At 73.0% G+C, this 17170-nt stretch carries 17 protein-coding genes; 4 read left to right on the top strand and 13 right to left on the bottom strand.

Going from position 1 to position 17170, the window contains the following annotated elements; genetic code table 11:
* The 13 genes from ABZ444_RS34840 to ABZ444_RS34900 form a co-directional block, all read right to left on the bottom strand.
* A partial coding sequence (locus ABZ444_RS34840) for an aldehyde dehydrogenase family protein (RefSeq protein ID WP_358006454.1) occupies positions 1 to 260 on the bottom strand: 260 nt, incomplete at its 3' end.
* Positions 257 to 1039: a Cof-type HAD-IIB family hydrolase gene (locus ABZ444_RS34845; protein ID WP_357979928.1), complete on the bottom strand. Its 783-nt coding sequence runs from the start codon at positions 1037 to 1039 to the stop codon at positions 257 to 259. The genes ABZ444_RS34845 and ABZ444_RS34840, both read right to left, overlap by 4 nt.
* Complete coding sequence (locus ABZ444_RS34850) at positions 1036 to 1866, bottom strand: inositol monophosphatase family protein (RefSeq protein ID WP_358006457.1); 831 nt, start codon at positions 1864 to 1866, stop codon at positions 1036 to 1038. The genes ABZ444_RS34845 and ABZ444_RS34850 overlap by 4 nt, the downstream gene beginning before the upstream one ends.
* On the bottom strand, positions 1857 to 2621 hold the full coding sequence (locus ABZ444_RS34855; protein WP_358006460.1) for an HAD-IA family hydrolase: 765 nt from the start codon (positions 2619 to 2621) through the stop codon (positions 1857 to 1859). The genes ABZ444_RS34850 and ABZ444_RS34855 overlap by 10 nt, the downstream gene beginning before the upstream one ends.
* Positions 2618 to 3715 (bottom strand): ABC transporter ATP-binding protein, encoded by a 1098-nt coding sequence (locus ABZ444_RS34860; protein ID WP_358006463.1) that lies wholly within the window; start codon positions 3713 to 3715, stop codon positions 2618 to 2620. The genes ABZ444_RS34855 and ABZ444_RS34860 overlap by 4 nt, the downstream gene beginning before the upstream one ends.
* The gene (locus ABZ444_RS34865) at positions 3716 to 5542 is read right to left on the bottom strand and encodes an iron ABC transporter permease (RefSeq protein WP_358006466.1); all 1827 of its coding nucleotides are present in this window, start codon (positions 5540 to 5542) and stop codon (positions 3716 to 3718) included.
* A gap of 21 nt (positions 5543 to 5563) precedes the next feature.
* On the bottom strand, positions 5564 to 6217 hold the full coding sequence (locus ABZ444_RS34870; RefSeq protein WP_358006469.1) for a DUF47 family protein: 654 nt from the start codon (positions 6215 to 6217) through the stop codon (positions 5564 to 5566).
* Positions 6214 to 7194 carry an inorganic phosphate transporter gene (locus tag ABZ444_RS34875; protein WP_358006472.1) on the bottom strand — a complete coding sequence of 327 codons (981 nt, stop codon included), beginning with the start codon at positions 7192 to 7194 and terminating at the stop codon, positions 6214 to 6216. The genes ABZ444_RS34870 and ABZ444_RS34875 overlap by 4 nt, the downstream gene beginning before the upstream one ends.
* On the bottom strand, positions 7194 to 9032 hold the full coding sequence (gene iolD / locus ABZ444_RS34880; RefSeq protein ID WP_358006475.1) for a 3D-(3,5/4)-trihydroxycyclohexane-1,2-dione acylhydrolase (decyclizing): 1839 nt from the start codon (positions 9030 to 9032) through the stop codon (positions 7194 to 7196). Before iolD ends, ABZ444_RS34875 begins: the two co-directional genes overlap by 1 nt.
* Complete coding sequence (locus ABZ444_RS34885) at positions 9029 to 9940, bottom strand: deoxyribose-phosphate aldolase (RefSeq protein ID WP_358006478.1); 912 nt, start codon at positions 9938 to 9940, stop codon at positions 9029 to 9031. Before ABZ444_RS34885 ends, iolD begins: the two co-directional genes overlap by 4 nt.
* The gene (gene iolC / locus ABZ444_RS34890; RefSeq protein ID WP_358006480.1) at positions 9933 to 10898 is read right to left on the bottom strand and encodes a 5-dehydro-2-deoxygluconokinase; all 966 of its coding nucleotides are present in this window, start codon (positions 10896 to 10898) and stop codon (positions 9933 to 9935) included. The genes ABZ444_RS34885 and iolC overlap by 8 nt, the downstream gene beginning before the upstream one ends.
* Complete coding sequence (locus ABZ444_RS34895) at positions 10895 to 11737, bottom strand: TIM barrel protein (RefSeq protein ID WP_358006483.1); 843 nt, start codon at positions 11735 to 11737, stop codon at positions 10895 to 10897. Before ABZ444_RS34895 ends, iolC begins: the two co-directional genes overlap by 4 nt.
* Positions 11734 to 12705: a Gfo/Idh/MocA family oxidoreductase gene (locus tag ABZ444_RS34900; RefSeq protein WP_358006486.1), complete on the bottom strand. Its 972-nt coding sequence runs from the start codon at positions 12703 to 12705 to the stop codon at positions 11734 to 11736. The genes ABZ444_RS34895 and ABZ444_RS34900 overlap by 4 nt, the downstream gene beginning before the upstream one ends.
* 237 nt (positions 12706 to 12942) lie before the next feature.
* On the opposite strand from ABZ444_RS34900, the gene ABZ444_RS34905 reads away from it, so the two are divergent.
* From ABZ444_RS34905 to ABZ444_RS34920, 4 genes are all read left to right on the top strand, one after another.
* Entirely contained in the window at positions 12943 to 14112 is a 1170-nt protein-coding gene (locus ABZ444_RS34905; RefSeq protein WP_358006489.1) for an ABC transporter substrate-binding protein, read from the top strand.
* 167 nt (positions 14113 to 14279) lie between these two features.
* Positions 14280 to 15554, top strand: a complete 1275-nt coding sequence (locus tag ABZ444_RS34910) for a phytase (RefSeq protein ID WP_358006492.1) — start codon at positions 14280 to 14282, stop codon at positions 15552 to 15554.
* A gap of 198 nt (positions 15555 to 15752) precedes the next feature.
* On the top strand, positions 15753 to 16478 hold the full coding sequence (locus tag ABZ444_RS34915; protein WP_358006495.1) for a helix-turn-helix transcriptional regulator: 726 nt from the start codon (positions 15753 to 15755) through the stop codon (positions 16476 to 16478).
* 79 nt (positions 16479 to 16557) lie between these two features.
* Positions 16558 to 17085: a hypothetical protein gene (locus tag ABZ444_RS34920; RefSeq protein ID WP_358006498.1), complete on the top strand. Its 528-nt coding sequence runs from the start codon at positions 16558 to 16560 to the stop codon at positions 17083 to 17085.
* Positions 17086 to 17170: the final 85 nt, after the last annotated feature.

Raw genomic sequence — 17170 nt, forward strand, 5'->3', positions numbered from 1 at the left:
GAGATCAGCGCGGCCAGCTCGTCACGGTGGGCGTCCATCAACTCCCTGAACCGGAACAACACCCGGGCGCGCTTGACCAGCGAGGCGGCCCGCCACGCCGGGAAGGCCGCCACCGCGGCGGCCACGGCCGCGTCCACCTCGGCCACCGACGCCAGCGCCACGTGACCGCTGACCTCACCCGTGGCCGGGTTGAAGATCTCCGCCGTCCGGTCGCCGCCGTCCGTCAGGGCGCCGTTGATCCAGTGCTTGACCGACTTCACCGTTCTCCCTCTCCCAGTGCCAGTTCCACCGCGTCCACGAGCGCGCCGTCGGCGCAGGGACGCGCGACCACGTCCGCGGCCGACAGGACGTCCGGGTGGCCGTCGCCGACCGCGATGCCCAGGCCGGCGGCCTGGATCATGTCGATGTCGTTGGGGTTGTCGCCGATGGCGGCGACCTGGTCCAGCGGCACCCCCCGGGCCTTCGCCAGCTCGCGCAGGGCGCTGCCCTTGGTCGCCCCCTCCGGCAGCACCTCCAGGTACGTCGCCTCGGACCGGACGGTGACCGTGCCCGCGATGTCCAGGTCCGGCAGGCGGTCGCCGATCAGCATGCACTTGGTGATCCCGTCGGGGGGCAGCGCCGCCCAGTCGCCGGGGTCGCGCAGCGTGATGCCGTCCCGCCGGGCGTAGTCCCGCAGCTCCGGAACGTCGTCCACGGCCAGCGCCGCCCCGCCGGAGAAGGCCACCGGGTACACGCCCGCGGGCAGCTCGCCGAACAGGCCGAGCAGCGTCTTCCAGGCGGTGGCGGGCAGGTGGCGGGAGCGCAGCACCTCGCCGGTCGCCAGGTTCACGGTGCGGGCGCCGTTGTAGAGGATGGCCGGGCCGTCCAGGCCCAGCTCGTCGTAGTAGGGCCGGGCCGAGCGTTCCATGCGGCCGGTGGCGATGACGACCTCGCCGCCCGCGGCCCGGTAGCGGCGCAGCGCGTCCCGGGCGGCGGGCACCATGGCCAGGTCGCGCCCGACGAGCGTGCCGTCGAGGTCGGTCACGATCCAGCGGATCACCTCGCGCTCCTCGCCCCGGCGGCGTCGGCCCCGGCGGCGGCGTCGGCCACGTCGGCCAGCACCGAGGAGGCCAGGTCGAACCCGCCGACGCAGGCCAGGTAGCCGCCCGGCTCGAAGACGCTGCCCGACAGCGGGATGTAGACGCCGCCGGCCTGCCTGACCAGCAGGGATCCGGCCGCGACGTCCCAGGCGTTGACGCGGGTGCCGTACGCGACGTCGGACCAGCCGGCGGCGACGTGGGCGAGCTTGAGCGCGGCGCTGCCCGGACGGCGGATGGTCGCGAACGACTGGGTCATCCTGGAGAAGCGGCGCAGCGCGCCCTCCTCGTCCTCGGCCAGGTCGCGCGGCGTCGGATAGCTGGACAGCAGCACCGCCTCGCGGTCGGCGCGGGCGCCCGCGCTGCGCAGCGGCTCGCCGTTGCAGACGGCCCCGCCGAGCCAGGCGGTGAACTCGTCGTCGCGCACCGGGTCGTAGATCACCCCGGCCACCACCTCGCCGTCCACGGCGGCGGCGATCGAGGTGCAGAAGAACGGCAGGCCGACGGCGAAGTTGGCGGTGCCGTCGATGGGGTCGACGTACCAGCTGATGGCGCCCTGTCCCCTGGTGCCGCCCTCCTCGCCCACCACGACGCTGTCGGGGCAGAGCCGGTCGAGCACCTCGCGGATGCCCTCCTCGGCCGCCTTGTCGTGCTCGGTCACCGGGTCGTGGAAGTCGCGCTTGGTCTGGATCTCGGGACGGGAGCGGAAGGCGCCGCGCAGCCGGTCGCCGACCGCCCTGGCCGCCTCGGCCGCGATGGCGGCCAGCTCGCGAGAGGTGTTCACGTCCATGTCTCCTCCAGGAGGGTCAGCAGGGCGCGGGGGTCCTCGACCGTGGCCTGAGGGCTCTGCCGCACCCGGTACGGGATCTTGTCGGTGCTCGCGGAGACCATCAGGACGGTCGCCCCCGCCCCGGCCCGGGCGCCGCAGATCACGTCCCGGTCGTAGTTGTCGCCGACGTACCAGGCGTCGGCGGGGTCCACGCCGAGGGCGCGGCAGGCGAGCAGGATCATCTCGGGGTTCGGCTTGCGCACGCCGACCTCGTCGCTGTAGACCTGCGCGGCGAGCAGGTGGTCCAGCCCGCTCCCGGCGAGGTAGTCGCGGTGCACGGCCCCGCACAGCGCGTTGCTGACGACGGCGGGGACGACGCCGTTGCGCGGGCAGGCGTTCAGCAGCTCCGCCATGCCGGTGCGCAGCTTCCTGTCGCTGCGCAGCTCGCCCATGCGCTTGCACAGGGGCGTCGCCTCGACGGTGACCAGCGTGCGGGCCTGCTCGGGCCAGTCGGTGGCGACGAACTCGGCCCAGAACCGGCGGTGGGTCATCTCCTCGGGCGCGAACTGCCGGGAGGTGGAGTCCTTCCAGTACTTGTCGGCCCGCGCCCCGGCCCGGATGTCGCTCTCGACGTCCTCGGCCGTCAGGCCGTCGAACCCGGTCCTGGCCAGCATGGTGTGCACCTCGGCGGCCAGCTCGGCCGCCCAGGACGGCCGTTTGGCGGTCTCGACGATCACGCCGCCGAAGTCCAGGAGCAGCGCCTTGGGGCGGATCACGCGGTCACCTCCGCCCGGTCCCAGGAGGAGATGCGGGCGCCGTCCGCGCCGAACAGGTGGAGCTGCTCGGTCCAGCAGGGCAGCACGTCGCCGGGCGCGGCCCGCACCGGCGTGTACGACAGGGCGAACAGCTCGGTGTCCAGGACGCGCAGCCGTACCGTCCAGGAGGAGCCGGCCGGCAGCACGGCCTCGACCAGCGCCTCCTCGCTCCAGGCGGCGGCGGGCGGCGCGCCGAGCCGCAGCGCCTCGGGCCGGATGCCGACGGCGGACGGGGTGACCCCCGGGCCGCGCGCCTCGACGAACCGCAGCAGGGATCCGGCCAGCCCGCCGGGTGCGGGCCCGGTGTCCACGATGGCCATCGGCGGGCTGCCGACGAACTCGGCGACGAAGCGGTTGGCGGGCCGCTCGTACATCTCCATGGGCGCGGCGAGCTGCTGCAGCTCGCCCTCGTTCATGACGGCGACGTCGGTGGCCATGGTGAGGGCTTCGAGCTGGTCGTGGGTGACGAAGACGATCGTCGCGCCGGACTCCTCGTGGATGCGCTTGAGCTCGGCCCGCATCTCCAGGCGCAGCCGGGCGTCGAGGTTGGACAGCGGCTCGTCCAGCAGCAGCACGGACGGGTTGACCGCGAGCATCCTGGCCAGGGCGACGCGCTGCTGCTGGCCGCCGGACAGCTGGGACGGGTAACGGTCCATGGCGGCGTCGACATGCACCATCCGCAGCGCCGCCTCGGCCCGCGAGCGCCGCTCGGGGGCCGGCACCTTGCGCATGCGCAGCCCGAACTCCACGTTGTCGCGCACGGACAGGTGCGGCCAGAGCGCGTAGTTCTGGAAGACCAGCCCCATCGCCCGCTTCTCGGGCGGGACGTAGACGCCCTGCTCGACGGAGTCCAGGACGCGCTCGCCGACGGCGATGCTGCCCGCGGTGGGCTGTTCGAGGCCGGCGATCATGCGCAACGTGGTGGTCTTGCCGCAGCCGGAGGGGCCGAGCAGGCACATGAAGGCGCCGTCGGGGACCACGAGGTCGAGGTTCTTCACCGCGTAGTCGCCGCCGCCGTAGCTCTTGGAGACTGCGCTCAAGGTGATGTTCGGCATCTATCCTCCTAGGCCGGACGCCAGGCTGCTCTTGGTCAGCCGCTGGGTCAGGGAAGTCATGGTGAAGGAGAGCAAAGCGATCATGAGGACGACGCCGTTGGCGAGCTGCGTGTATCCGTAGTCGACCAGGCCGATGGAGAGCGTCGTGAGAAGCTGGGTGCCGGTGGTGGTCAGCATCACAACGATGCTGAGCTCCTTCAGCCCCGAGATGAACGGCAACACGATGCCGGTGACCAGGGCGCCCTTCTGGATCGGGAAGATGATCCGCCGCATCCGGTGCCACCAGGAGGCCCCGGCGATCTGCGCGGCCTCCTCCGGCTCCCGGCCGAGCTGCATCATCGCCGCGATGCCCGAGCGCGAGCTGTACGGCAGGTGCGTCACGGCCATGACCAGGATCAGCAGGAACGTCGTCCCGTACAGCGCCGGGACGGGCCCGCGGGCGACGGCGAACAGCGACAGCGAGGCGGCGGCGAAGGCGATGCCGGGGATGAGGTACGGCAGGAACGACACCTGGCGCAGGAACCCGGCGATGCGCGGCGCGGTGCCGCGGACCACGACGTACCCGATGAGCAGGCCGGCGACCGCGCAGATCAGCGAGGCCAGGCCGACGATGCGCAGCGAGTTCCAGGCGGCCTGCCACAGCTCGGAGCCGCGCAGGATGCCGTGCGGGAACCCGACCGCGCCGGGCAGCCGGTCGGCGATCCAGTAGTCGAGCGTCAGGGTCGACAGGTCCAGCGGCGTGCGGGTGAGCGTGGACAGCAGCAGCGTGAGCACCGGGATCAGCACGCTGACCACGAAGACCACCGCGCCCAGCGCGAAGGCGGGCCAGCGCCAGCCGCGCAGGTCGCCCAGCCGGTCCATCGCGCCCTTGCCGCCGACGGTGACGAACCTGCGCTGCTCGCGCATCAGCCGCATGTCGGTGAAGACGATCAGCACGCCGATGATCACGATGACGGTGGCGAGCACGGACGCCACGCCGGTGCTGCGGTCCCTGATCGACTGGAACAGCCCGGTGGACAGCACCTGGTAGTCGGCGGGCAGGCCGAGCACGTAAGGGGTGCCGAACGTGCCGAGCACCCGCCCGACCACGAGCAGCACGGCCGAGGAGAGCGCGGGCAACATCAGCGGCACCACGATCCGCCGCACGACGACGCGCCGCGGCGCCCCGAGGATCCGGGCCGAGTCCTCCAGCTGGACGTCGATCCTGCGCAGCGCGTTGCCGACCAGCAGCAGCACGAAGGGGTAGTAGTGCAGCCCGAGCGTGACGATGATCGGCAGCGGGCCGTAGGCCAGCCAGTCGGGGGTGCGCACGCCGGCCGACTCCAGGAAGCCCACCTGACCGCCGGCCCGCTCGTTCTTGAACAGCGTCAGCCAGGCCAGCGAGAACGTCCACGACGGCAGCATGTACGGCACCACCAGCGCCCCGGCCAGCCACTTGCGGCCGGGCACGTTGGTCCGGGTCACCAGCCAGGCCATCCCGCCGCCGAGCAGCAGCGCGAACAGGACGGTGCCGACCGCGACGACCAGCGTGTTGACCAGCGGGCCCCAGAACAGCAGGCCGCTGATCTGGGAGCGGAAGACCCGCCACAGGTAGTAGCCGGTCCACTCGCCCGGCTGCTGGCCGGCGTGCAGCTCGTCGCCGAACTGGAGGCGGAAGGCGTCCGACAGGACCGCGATCAGGGGGGCGACGACGAGGTAGGCGAGCAGGACGACGAGGATCAGGCCGAGCGCGGCGGTCGGGTCGTGCCGCAGGACCTGGAGGCGGTAGCGGATGCGGCGCCGTCTCGGCGGGCGAGGCGGCGGCTCCGTCTTGGTCAGAACAGCCATGGGTCTTCCTTCGGGGGGTTTTCAGTGGCTTCGTTTGAGCATGGCGTCGGCGAGGGCGTCGGCGGCCTCGCCGAGCCGGCGGCCCACGGCGTCCAGGCGGGAGAGCAGCTCGCGTTCGCGCAGGGTGTCCATGTCCAGCGGGCCGGCGAACAGCTCGGTGAGCCGGGCCTGGTAGAGCTGGCGGACGCGGCTGCGGGACTTGCGGGTGGCGAGCACGGCCATGGTGACCGAGCCGGGATCGCCGGTGATCTTCAGCAGGGCCTGTTCGAGCTGGTCCAGGCCCTCGATGACGGCGCGCAGCGGCTCGGCGGCGAAGGTGAGGTCGGCGGGCCCGAACAGGTCGGCCTCGCGGACGAAGTCGCGCAACTGGTCCAGCACGTCGTCGATCGAGCGGGAGAGCCGGAACAGGTCCTCCCTGTCGATGGGGGTGGCCAGCACCCGTTTCAGCGCCCGGACGAGCTCGGCGCGGGCTTCGTCGCCCTCGTGCTCGACCTCGGCCATGCGGGCGCGGGCGGCGGCCTGGCCGGTCGTGCCCGAGGCGGCCGAGCGGGCCAGCACGGCGCCCTCCCTGGCCACGGCGACCTGGCCGCGGACGAGGTCGATCACCCGGCGTCCGGACCGGCCGCGCAGCTCGTCCCAGGCGCGGGCGAGCCGGCGGGGCCGTCCGCCGCTCACAGCAGCCTCAGGCCGAGCCCGGCCAGAGCGCCCAGCGCCATGGACGACGGCAGCGTGACCAGCCACGCCGTACCCATGTTCAGCACTCCTTGCCATCGCACCCTCCTGCTTCCTTCGCTTGCCACCACGCCGACGACCCCGGCGGTCACGGACTGGGTCATGCTCACCGGGCTGCCCAGGGCCGAGCTGCCGAGGACGGCGCCGGTGGCCGCCGTCTCGGCCGACAGCACGTGCAGCGGCCGGGTGATGACCAGGCCGCGGCCGACCCGCCCGCCCACCCGGGGCAGCGTGGTCAGCGCCCCGGCCAGGAACAGCGCCACCAGCACGGCCATCCACCCGGGCGCGAGGTGGACCGGCCCGACCCGGCCGAGCCCGTTGCGGCCCACGTCCACGGCGACGCTCACCACGGCGATCATCTTCTGCCCGTCGTTGACGGCGTAGGCCAGGCACTGGGCCGCGTACGCCACCAGGTGGGCGCCCAGCACCAGCCCCGGCATCCGGCGCGAGGACGGCACCCGCCGGGACGCGGTGCCCAGCAGGTAGCCGAGCACCAGCCCGACCAGCGGCGCGCACGCCCCGATCGCCAGGACGGTGATCAGGCTCGGCCAGGCCACCGGCAGCCCGGCGCCGAGCCCGGCGCCCGCGATGCCGCCGATCACCGCCAGCGTCAGGCTGGTGGGCAGCCCTCTGCCGGTCAGCGCCGCCACCACCACGACGGCGATCACCACGCCGGCCAGGAACACGGCCGCGCCGCTCCCTGAGTCGAGCCCCGCAAGCCCTTCGGTGAAGGTCCGCGCGACCGCGACGCCCAGCACGTACGGCCCGGCGAACAGGACCGCCACCAGCAGCGCGGCGGCCAGCCAGCCGGGCGTGCGCGGGAAACGCAGGCCGAGGCCGATCAGCGTGGCGCCGTCGTTGGCCCCGCTGATCAGCACGAACAGGACGGCCACCGCGGCGAAGGCCAGCGTCCAGCCCATCAGAGGTAGAGCCGCTGGTCGCGCTTGGCCTCGTCGTAGCGCTCGCGCGCGGCCCTGACCTCGGGCAGGCCGGACACCTGCGCGACCGGCACGTCCCACCACGCCTGCGCGCCCGGGCCGCCGCCGGGGACGGGTTCGACGTGCACGACGGTGGTCCTGGCCGACTCCTTGGCCTTGACCAGGGCGGCCCGCAACGACTCGGGGCCGTCGGCGCGCAGCACGTCGGCGCCCAGGCTGGCGGCGTTGGCGGCCAGGTCCACCGGCAGGGGCTCGCCGTCCAGCTCGCCGCCGGGCCCGCGGGTGCGGTACGCGGTGCCGAGCCGCCGGGCGCCCACCGACTCGCTGAGGTTGCCGATGGAGGCGAAGCCCCGGTTGTCCACCAGGACGATCACCAGCTTGATCCGCTCCTGCACGGCGGTCGCGATCTCCTGCGCCATCATCAGGTACGACCCGTCGCCGACCAGCACGAACACCTCGCGGTCCGGCGCGGCCAGCTTCACCCCGAGGCCGCCGGCGATCTCGTAGCCCATGCACGAGTAGCCGTACTCGACGTGGTACTGCTCGGGGTCGGCGGCCCGCCAGAGGCGGTGCAGGTCGCCCGGCATCGAGCCGGCCGCGTTGACCACCACGCCGCCTCCGGCGACCTCGTTGAGGATCCCGAGCATGACGGGCTGGGTGAGCTCGGGGCCCGCGTAGGTGTGGCCGATCTCCGACTGCCAGGCGGCGGCCAGGGCGGCGGCCCGGTGGGTCCATTCGGGGTCGGCCCGCCAGTCCACCTCGTCGAGGGCGCGCAGGGCCTCGCGGGCGTCGGCGACGAGCGTGGCGCCCGCGTTCTTGGCCGCGTCGAAGGCGGTGACGTTGACGTTGAGGAAGGCGGCCTGCCCGAACAGCGTCCTGGAGGCGGTGGTGAAGTCGGTGTAGCGGGTGCCGACGCCGATGACCAGGTCGGCCTCGCGGGCCAGGGTGTTGGCCGCGTCGGTGCCGGTGTGGCCGATCGCGCCGGCCGCGCGGGGGTGGTCGTAGGGCAGCGTGCCCTTGCCCGCCTGCGTCTCGCCCACCGGCACGCCGTGGCGCTCGGCGAAGCGGGTCAGCTCCGCCCAGGCCTCGCTGTACCGGACCCCGCCGCCGGCCACGATCAGCGGCCTGCGGGAGCCGCGCAGCAGTTCCTTCGCCCTGGCCAGCGCGGCCGGCTCGGGCACCGGGCGGGGGACGTGCCAGACCCGCCGGGCGAACAGCTCCTCCGGCCAGTCGTAGGCCTCGGCCTGCACGTCCTGGGGCAGCGCGAGCGTGACCGCGCCCGTCTCGGCGGGGTCGGTGAGCACCCGCATCGCCGCCAGCAGCGCGGCCGGGAGCTGCTCGGGCCGGTTGATCCGGTCGAAGAAGCGCGACACCGGGCGCAGCGAGTCGTTGACCGACACGTCGTAGGAGCGGGGATCCTCCAGCTCCTGCAGCACCGTGCCGGGGGCGCGGGTGGCGAAGACGTCGCCGGGCAGCAGCAGCACCGGCACCCGGTTGATCGTGGCCAGCGCCGCGCCGGTGACCAGGTTGGTGGCGCCGGGCCCGACGGACGTCGTGCAGGCGAAGGTGGACAGCCGCGCGCGGGTACGGGCGTAGCCGACGGCCGTGTGCACCATGGCCTGCTCGTTGCGGGCCAGATAGTACGGCAGCGCGTCGCCCGTGCCCGCGCCCTGCTCGGCCAGCGCCTGGCCGACGCCCGCGACGTTGCCGTGGCCGAAGATCCCGAGCACGCCGGCGATCAGCCGCTGCTCGACGCCGTCGCGCTCCGACCACTGGGCGGCCAGGAAGCGGGTCAGCGCCTGAGCCGTGGTCAGCCTCAAGAGGCACCTCCTTGCACGAGATCGGGCACGCCGCCCTCCAGCAGGCCGAGCGCGGTGTCCACGGCGGCGCCCACGTCCCCGTCGGGCGGGTAGAGCAGCGCCCGGCCGACCACCAGGCCGCGCACGCCGGGCAGGCGCAGCGCCTTGCGCCAGGAGTCGTACATCTCGCCGGCGTCCTGGCCGGAGTCGCCGCCCAGCAGCAGCACGGGCAGGGTGGTGGACTCCACGACCCGTTCCATCTCCGGCACGACCGGGATCTTCAGCCAGGTGCGGGCGGAGGTCGCGCCGAGCCCCTGGCCGACGCTGATCGCGTGGATCATGGCCTCGGGCGACAGGTCGTGCCGCACCACGCCCTCCTGCCGCCTGGACCAGAACGGCTCGACCATCGCCATCAGGCCGTGCCTGGCCAGGTCGGTGACGGCCTGGCCGCAGCTGGCCAGGGTGGCGGCGGTGGCGCTGTCCTCCAGCGCGATCCGGCACAACATCTTGCCGCCGTCCAGGCCCATCGCGGCGATGGTGGGGGCGTCGTAGGCGGTGAAGCGGTCGTCGAACTCGAACACCGAGCCGTGCACGCCGCCGCGGTTCATCGAGCCGATGACGATCTTGTCGTCGAGCGCGCCGAGCAGCAGCAGGTCCTCGACGACGTCGGGGGTGGCCAGCAGGCCGTCCACGCCGGGCCTGGCCAGGGCGGTCATGAGCCGGTCGAGCAGGTCGGCGCGGCTGCGCATGGCCATCGGGTGGCCGGCCACGCCGAGGGAGCCGCGGGCCGGATGGTCGGCCGCGATGATGAGCAGTTGCTCCCTGCCGTTCCTGAGGGGCCGGCGCCGGCGGGCGGCCGCCGCCTCGGCGATGCGCTCCGGCTGCCAGGCGCGCTGGTCGAGCAGCCGGCGGTAGTCCTGCTCACGCATGCGTGGCGGCTCCTTCCGAGAGGGTGGCGGACAGGACGGCCTCGACCTCGTCCGCCGTGGGCATCGCGGGCGCGCAGGCCAGGCGGCCGGCGACGATCGCGCCCGCGGCGTTGGCGAAGCGCAGGGTGCGTTCCAGCGGCCAGCCTTCGAGCAGGCCGTGGCAGAGCGCGCCGCCGAAGGCGTCGCCGGCGCCGAGCCCGTTGACCACCTCGACCGGGACGGGCGGCACCCGTACGGTCTCCGTGGCGGTCATGCCGAGCACGCCGTCGGGGCCCTGCTTGACGATGGCCAGCTCGACGCCCGCCGCCAGCAGGGTCTCACCGGCCGCGCGCGGGTCGCGGGTGCCGGTGGCCACCTCGACCTCGTCGAGGTTGCCGGCCGCGACGGTGACGTGCGCGAGCGCCTCCCGCACCCGCTCGCCGGCGGTGGCCGCGTCGGCCCAGAACATGGGCCGGTAGTCCAGGTCGAGCACGGTGTGCCGGGCGCGCCCGCGGGCCTGCCAGGCGGCCAGGTGGGCGGCGCGGGACGGCTCGGCCGACAGACCGGTCACGGTGGCCCAGAACAGCCGCGCCCCGGTGACGGCCGCCAGGTCGAGGTCGCCGGGTGCGATCTCCAGGTCGGGCGCGTCCTGGCGGTAGAAGTAGAGCGGGAAGTCGTCCGGCGGCCTGATCTCGCAGAACGTGACCGGCGTCGGCCGGCCGGGCACGGCGCCGACCAGGCGGTCGTCCACGCCGTAGGAGCGCAGCGCGTCGCGGACGAACGCGCCGAACGGGTCGTCGCCGGTCCGCGTGATCACCGCGCTGGAGCGGCCCAGGCGGGCGGCGGCCACGGCCACGTTGGTGGGGCTGCCGCCCAGGTACTTGCCGAACGTCTCCACGTGCCGCAGCGACACGCCGCTCTGGAGCGGGTAGACGTCCACGCCTGCCCGGCCCATCGTCAGCACGTCGAGGGCGCTCACGCCAGGCCCCGCAGGAACGCCACGCCCGCCCGCACGTCGTCGGCCGGGCCGGCGCCCGCCGGGGGCTCGGCGTCGAGGACGACGTCCTGCTCCATGACGTACCAGCCGTCGTAGCCGGCGGCGGTCAGGCGTTCGACGATGCCCCGGACGTCCACGTCGCCGCGGCCGAGCCGGCGGTAGATCCCGGCGCGGACGGCGTCGGTGTAGGTCAGCTCGCCGGCCCGGACGCGGGCGGCGAGCGCGGCGTCGACGTCCTTCAGGTGCACGTGGGCGATCCGCTCGGGGACGCGGGTGACCAGGTCGAGCGGGTCGCCGCCGCCGATGAGCAGGTGGCCGGTGTCCAGGCAGAGCGGGACGGCGCTGCCGCCGAGCACCCGGTCCACCTCCTGGCCGGTCTCGACCATGGTGCCGACGTGGGGGTGCAGGGTGAGCGCGCGGCCGTCGCCCTTGGCCTGGTGGAAGGCGCGGTCGAGGTTGCCGAGCAGGGTGGCCCAGCCGGTGTCGTCCAGCTCGGGACGGGCGTCGTAGCCGTCGGCGCCGGTGGCGGCGGCCAGCACGACGACCACGTCCGGGTCGAAGGCGTCCCAGGTGGCGCGGAGGGCGGGCAGCGGGTCGTGGGCGGGGTCGTGCAGGACCGCGGGGACGAATCCGCCCACGGCGCGCAGCCCGTACCGGCCGAGCAGGTCGCGGTCGGCGGGCAGGAAGCCCTCGGGGCCCAGCTCGGTGGCGGTCAGGCCGAGCCCGGCCATCTCGGCGAGCACCCGGTCGGCGGTGAGCTGGTGTCCCCATCCGGGCACCTCGCACACGCCCCAGGAGATGGGTGCGGCGGCGATCCTCACTTGGCCACCTCCAGCACGCGCACCGGACGGCCCTCGCGGCGCGCCAGGTCGGCGGCCTCGGCCAGGTAGAGGGCGGCCAGGGCGTCGCGGACGGTGCAGGGGCTCTCGCTCTCGCCCCTGGCCATCGACAGGAACGCGCCCATCTCGGCGACGTAGGCGGCCTCGAACCTGGTCTGGAAGTCCGGCCACGGCGGCCCGTCCGGGCTCAGGCCCTCGGCCGAGCGCAGCGGGGTGCGGTCGCCGAGCCCGACGGCGCGGGTGCCCAGGGTGCCGGCCAGCTCCATGCGCACGTCGTAGCCGGCGCCGTTGTAGCGGGAGCCCTGCAGGGTGACCAGCGTGCCGTCGTCCATGACGATCAGGGCGGCGCTGGTGTCGACGTCCCCGGCGGCGGCGAAGTACGGCTCGCCGCGGTTGGCGCCGACCGCCTGCACGGTGTCCGCCTCGCGGCCGGTGACCCAGCGCAGGATGTCGAAGTCGTGGATGTGGCAGTCGCGGAAGATGCCGCCGGACTGGGCGACGTACTCGGCGGGCGGCGGCGCGGGGTCGCCGGTCAGCATGTGCACGCGGTGCAGTTCGCCGAGCTCGCCCGCCAGCAGCGCCTCGCGGGCGGCTTGGTAGCCGGCGTCGAAGCGGCGCTGGAAGCCGATGTGCACGCCGATGCCGGCCCGTTCGACGGCCTCGGCCACCCGTAACGTCTCCTTGACGGTCGGCGCGGCCGGCTTCTCGCAGAACGCCGGCACTCCCCGCTCGCACGCCCTCAGCAGGCCCGCGGCGTGGGCGGAGGTCGGCGTCGCGAGCACCACCGCTTCCGCGTCGAAGGGATCGCCGGTCCGGGCGCCGAGCCGCCGGGCCACCTCCTCCGCCCTCGCCGTGTCCACGTCGGACACGACGAGCTCGTCAACCAAGGTGGACAGGGTGGTGGCATGGAACATGCCTATACGTCCAAGGCCCAGCAGACCCACACGCATGATCGCTCCTCATCAAGGGGGGCCTCCAGTTCTAGATGAACATGAGATGAACAGTCAAGACTTTGTCCTGACATAAGGATGAACTGTCGTAGCTGGGCGGCGAGGCAGTGACTCAGTCTCCACGTAAGAATGTCTTGACAAATTATTCACATGACGTTCATCGTGAGCACACAATGGCGCCGGTCGGGGCTGGCGCGGCGCCTTGCGTACCCGAGAGGCAAGAGGAGTGACGCCACCATGAGGCGTACCGGGAAGATCATCTCCATGGCGTTGCTGGCGTCCGCCGCCGTGGCGTGCGCGCCCTCCACCGCAGGCGGAGGGCCGTCGGCGGCGGCGACGGCCAAGGCGCTGCCCGGCCCGTCGCTCGATGCGAACTTCGACCTGGAGGCGCTGGTCGCCGCGGCGAAGAAGGAAGGCAGCGTCCTGGTCTACGACTCCAGCGGCGACATCGAGGAAGTGGCCAAGGCGTTCACCGCGAAGTACGGCATCGCCATGGAGGGGGTCAAGTCGGACACCCCGCAGACGGCCGAGAAGATGACCAGGGAGCACGCCGCCGACAACGTCACCATCGACGCGGCCATGTACGAGGACGGCGGCGTCCTGGTCGGCCAGCTCGCGCCGCAGGGCGTCACCCAGACGTGGATCCCCGGCGACCTGAAGGACCAGATCCCCGCCGAGAACCAGAACCCGCTGCTCGCCCTCTCCAAGGCGACGGTCTTCGGCTACAACACCAAGCTCTCCCCCGGCGGCTGCCCGGTGAAGAACGTCTGGGACCTGACCGATCCGGAGTGGTCCGGCAAGCTGGTGATGCAGGACCCGCTGGGCAAGCCGACCGTGCTGTCGTTCTTCACCCAGCTCGACGCGTACGGCAACCAGGCGCTCGAACAGGCCTACCAGGCCAAGTACGGCAAGCCACTGAAGACCGAGGAGAAGAGCGCCGCGCAGGAGTGGATCAAGCGCCTGTCGCTCAACAAGCCGGTGCTGACCGGCTCCGACGAGGACATCTCCGCCGCGGTGGGCGCGCCGGCCGCCACGGACAAGAAGATCGGCTTCATGTCGATCTCGAAGTTCCGCAACAACGAGGACAAGGGCTACCACCAGGCCGCCTGCGAGGGGATGACCCCCTTCACCGGCTTCAGCTACCCCAAGTACGCGGCGATCGCCACCAAGAGCAAGCACCCCAACGCGGCCAAGCTGTTCGTGCACTTCATCATGACCGAGGAGGGCGTCAAGCACGAGATCGGCGAGGGCGGCGTCTCGGGCAACAGCACGGTCAAGCCGATGGTCACCCCGCCCGGCCTGTCGGACTGGCAGGGCCAGCTCTTCCACACCGACCCCAAGGGCCTGCTCGGCGACCTGCAGAACCGCCAGGCCATGTCGGACTTCTGGCGCGTCAACCGCAGCTAGCGCGGGCCGTCGCACAGCCCGGCCGGGAGGATCCCCGGCCGGGCGCTTCGGCACGCCCTGGCACCCGTGCAACACCTAATGTCCTGACATAAGGACGACCTATTGATTTCTTGTAAACTGGTCGTTACCTTTTGGGACAACATCAACACCCCGAACGAGGAGGCGCAATGCGTCCCCTGTCCAGGCTCTCCCTGGCAGCCCTGATGTTGACCGTGTTGGGCGGGATCGCCGCCCCCGCGGCCGGTGCCGGCGTGGCGACCGTGTACCCCGAAGTCGAGACCCCCTCCCTCTACGACGACGAGGCCGGCGGCGACGCCAACGGCGACGACCCCGCGATCTGGGTCGACCCGTCCGACTCCGAGGACAGCGTGGTGATCGCCACCGCCAAGAAGGGCGGCCTGTACGTCTACGACCTCGACGGGCAGCAGCTCCAGCACCTGCCGGCGCCCGCCGCCCCCGGGCCGGACGACGAGGTGGGCCGCTTCAACAACGTCGACGTCACCTACGGCTTCGGCGGCAGGGACCTGGCGATCGTCTCCGACCGCGGCCGGGACACGCTGCGCGTCTACGCCATCTCGCACGGCCACCTCACCGACGTGACCGACCCGGCCGCGCCGTTCGTGTTCAGCACGACGCAGCAGCAGGTCAACGACGCCGAGACGGCCTACGGGCTGGCCGCCTGGAAGGACTCCACCGGCACGTACGCGCTGGTCAGCCGTCGGCACAAGACCTCGGTCGGCCTGGTCAAGCTGCTCGCCAAGCCGGGCGGCAAGATCGGCTACCAGCTCGTGCGGACGCTGACCCTGCCGGGCTCCTTCACCCTGCCGAACGGCCAGACCTGGTCCCCCTGCCTTGAGCCGGACGAGCAGGCGCAGGTCGAGGGCATGGTCGTGGACCAGCAGCGGGACGTGCTCTACGCCGCCCAGGAGGACGTCGGCATCTGGCGGATGCGCGCCGACCTCACCGGCACGCCCGTCCTGGTGGACAAGGTGCGCGAGTACGGCGTCCCGGGCACCTACGACCCCGCGACCGAGGAGTGCACCCCCGGCGCCGACCCCGGCTACGGCGGCACGCACCTCACCGCGGACGCCGAGGGCCTGACCATCTACTACCGCGAGGACGGCAAGGGCTACCTGCTGGCCTCCAGCCAGGGCGACAACACCTTCGCCGCCTACCGCAGGGAGGGCTCCAACGCCTACCTCGGCCAGTTCCGCATCGGCGAGGCGAACGGCATCGACGGCTCGGAGGTGAGCGACGGCTCGACCGTGCTCAACGTGCCGCTGGGCGAGTTCGACGAGGGCATGTTCATCGCCCACGACGGCGTGAACACGCCGGCCACGGCGGACCGGGAGAACACCAACTTCAAGTTCGCCGACTGGGGCGACATCGCCGACGAGCTGGACCTGGACGTGGACACCGACGGCTGGGACCCGCGCGACTGATCAGCGCCGCCCAGCGGTCCCGCGAACCGGGGCGCCGTCCAGCCGGACGGCGCCCCTTCGCCGTTCCAGGGCACGCCCGTCGCCGACCCGGGCATCCTTCGCCGACCCGGGCATCCTTCGCCGATCAAGGCATCCTTCGCCGATTTGGGCATCCCTTCGCAGGGCGGGGAGAATGGGCTGCGCGTGTGGAGGAGGAGCGTGACCGAGAGCCAGTCGCTTGACCACCTCGCCCGCCGCCTGGAAGAGGTGGTCGGCGAGCTGCGCGGCATTCCCGTCGACGTCGAGCGGTTGGAGGACCCCGAGCTCGTCCGCCGGCAGATCCTGCGCGCCACCCGCTCGTCGGCCGAGCTGCGGGCCATGCACCCGGTGGGCTCGCGCGAGCAGGGCCGGGAGGAGCAGCGCAGCAGGCGTACCGTGCTGGACGCCCTGCGCGAGGGCCTGGCGATGCGCACGATCGTCCATTCGAGCGTGCTGGACGACCCGCGCAAGGCGGCCCGCATCAAAGAGTTGCACGCCGCCGGCGACCTGCACCGGGTCATCGACGAGCCCATCCAGCAGCTCCTCATCTTCGACCGCTCCGTGGCGTTCATCCGGATCACCCCGATCGCCTACACGCCGGGCGCGTTGATGATCAGGCAGCAGGGGCTGATCGCCACCCTCATCGACCTGTTCGAGCTGTCGTGGGCGCGGGCCAGGGAGGTCACCGAGCCGGCCTACCGGCTCTCGCCCCGGGAGCGGGAGGTGCTGGCGCTGATCGCCGAGGGCCGTTCCAACAGCGCCGTGGCCCGTGCCCTGTCGATCACGGAGGCGGCCGTCGGCAAGCACGTGGCCTCCGTGTTCGCCAAGCTCGACCTGCCCGCGACCGACGACGACAACCGGCGGGTGCTGGCGGTGCTGGCCTACCTGCGCGGCGTGGTGAGGTAGGGCCAGGGCTACCCCGTCCTCGTCCCAGCACCCGTGCGGGCGGGCCGCGGCGGGCGCTTCGATGGACGTCATGCAGAAAATGACTGGATTGCTGGTCGGCGCGGTGTTCGGCGCGGTGTTCGTCGTCGTCAACGCGCACGGCCCCCTCGGCCCCGTGACCGCCAACCTGCTGCGGGCCGTCGCGTGCCTGGCGGCGGCGGCCGTGCTGGTGATGTGGTTCCGCGCCGTGCGTGCGGAACGTCCCGCCCCGGCCGGCCGGCGGGGCATGTTCGGGCCCGGCTACCTGGCCGTGGTCGTGGTCGAGGCGGTCCTGCTGTTCGGCGGGCTGCGGGTGCTGGCCGCGCTCGGGCGTCCCGAGGAGGGGAACGTGGCGTGGGTGGCGTTCGTGGTGGGCGTGCACTTCGTCGCACTGGCGCCCGTGTGGAAGGACTGGAGCATCGCCGTGCCGGGCGTCGCGCTCACGCTGCTCGGCGCCGGCGGGCTCGTCCTGGCCACCACGCCCGCGGTGGCGTGGGTGCCGGTCGTCAGCGGGGTGCTGTCCGGCGTCGTGCTGCTGGCCGGCAGCCTCACCCTCGGCCTGCGCGGTACGGCGCGGGCGGCGGCCTGACCGTCCGGCGGGCGCGCCTTCTCCCCTGACAGAGACCCTCTGATACTCTCTGTGCTGAATTGATTACTTTCTGTCAGCTAGGGGA

Source organism: Nonomuraea sp. NPDC005730, from assembly GCF_040630865.1.
Taxonomy (GTDB): domain Bacteria; phylum Actinomycetota; class Actinomycetes; order Streptosporangiales; family Streptosporangiaceae; genus Nonomuraea.

Bases quoted from the DNA above. Each gene is read 5' to 3' on its own strand.
- ABZ444_RS34910 (WP_358006492.1), top strand. From the start codon at position 14,280: ATGCGTCCCCTGTCCAGGCTCTCCCTGGCAGCCCTGATGTTGACCGTG.
- ABZ444_RS34885 (WP_358006478.1), bottom strand. From the start codon at position 9,940: ATGCGTGAGCAGGACTACCGCCGGCTGCTCGACCAGCGCGCCTGGCAG.
- ABZ444_RS34875 (WP_358006472.1), bottom strand. From the start codon at position 7,194: ATGGGCTGGACGCTGGCCTTCGCCGCGGTGGCCGTCCTGTTCGTGCTG.
- ABZ444_RS34920 (WP_358006498.1), top strand. From the start codon at position 16,558: ATGACTGGATTGCTGGTCGGCGCGGTGTTCGGCGCGGTGTTCGTCGTC.
- ABZ444_RS34850 (WP_358006457.1), bottom strand. From the start codon at position 1,866: ATGGACGTGAACACCTCTCGCGAGCTGGCCGCCATCGCGGCCGAGGCG.
- ABZ444_RS34900 (WP_358006486.1), bottom strand. From the start codon at position 12,705: ATGCGTGTGGGTCTGCTGGGCCTTGGACGTATAGGCATGTTCCATGCC.
- ABZ444_RS34860 (WP_358006463.1), bottom strand. From the start codon at position 3,715: ATGCCGAACATCACCTTGAGCGCAGTCTCCAAGAGCTACGGCGGCGGC.
- ABZ444_RS34905 (WP_358006489.1), top strand. From the start codon at position 12,943: ATGAGGCGTACCGGGAAGATCATCTCCATGGCGTTGCTGGCGTCCGCC.
- ABZ444_RS34865 (WP_358006466.1), bottom strand. From the start codon at position 5,542: ATGGCTGTTCTGACCAAGACGGAGCCGCCGCCTCGCCCGCCGAGACGG.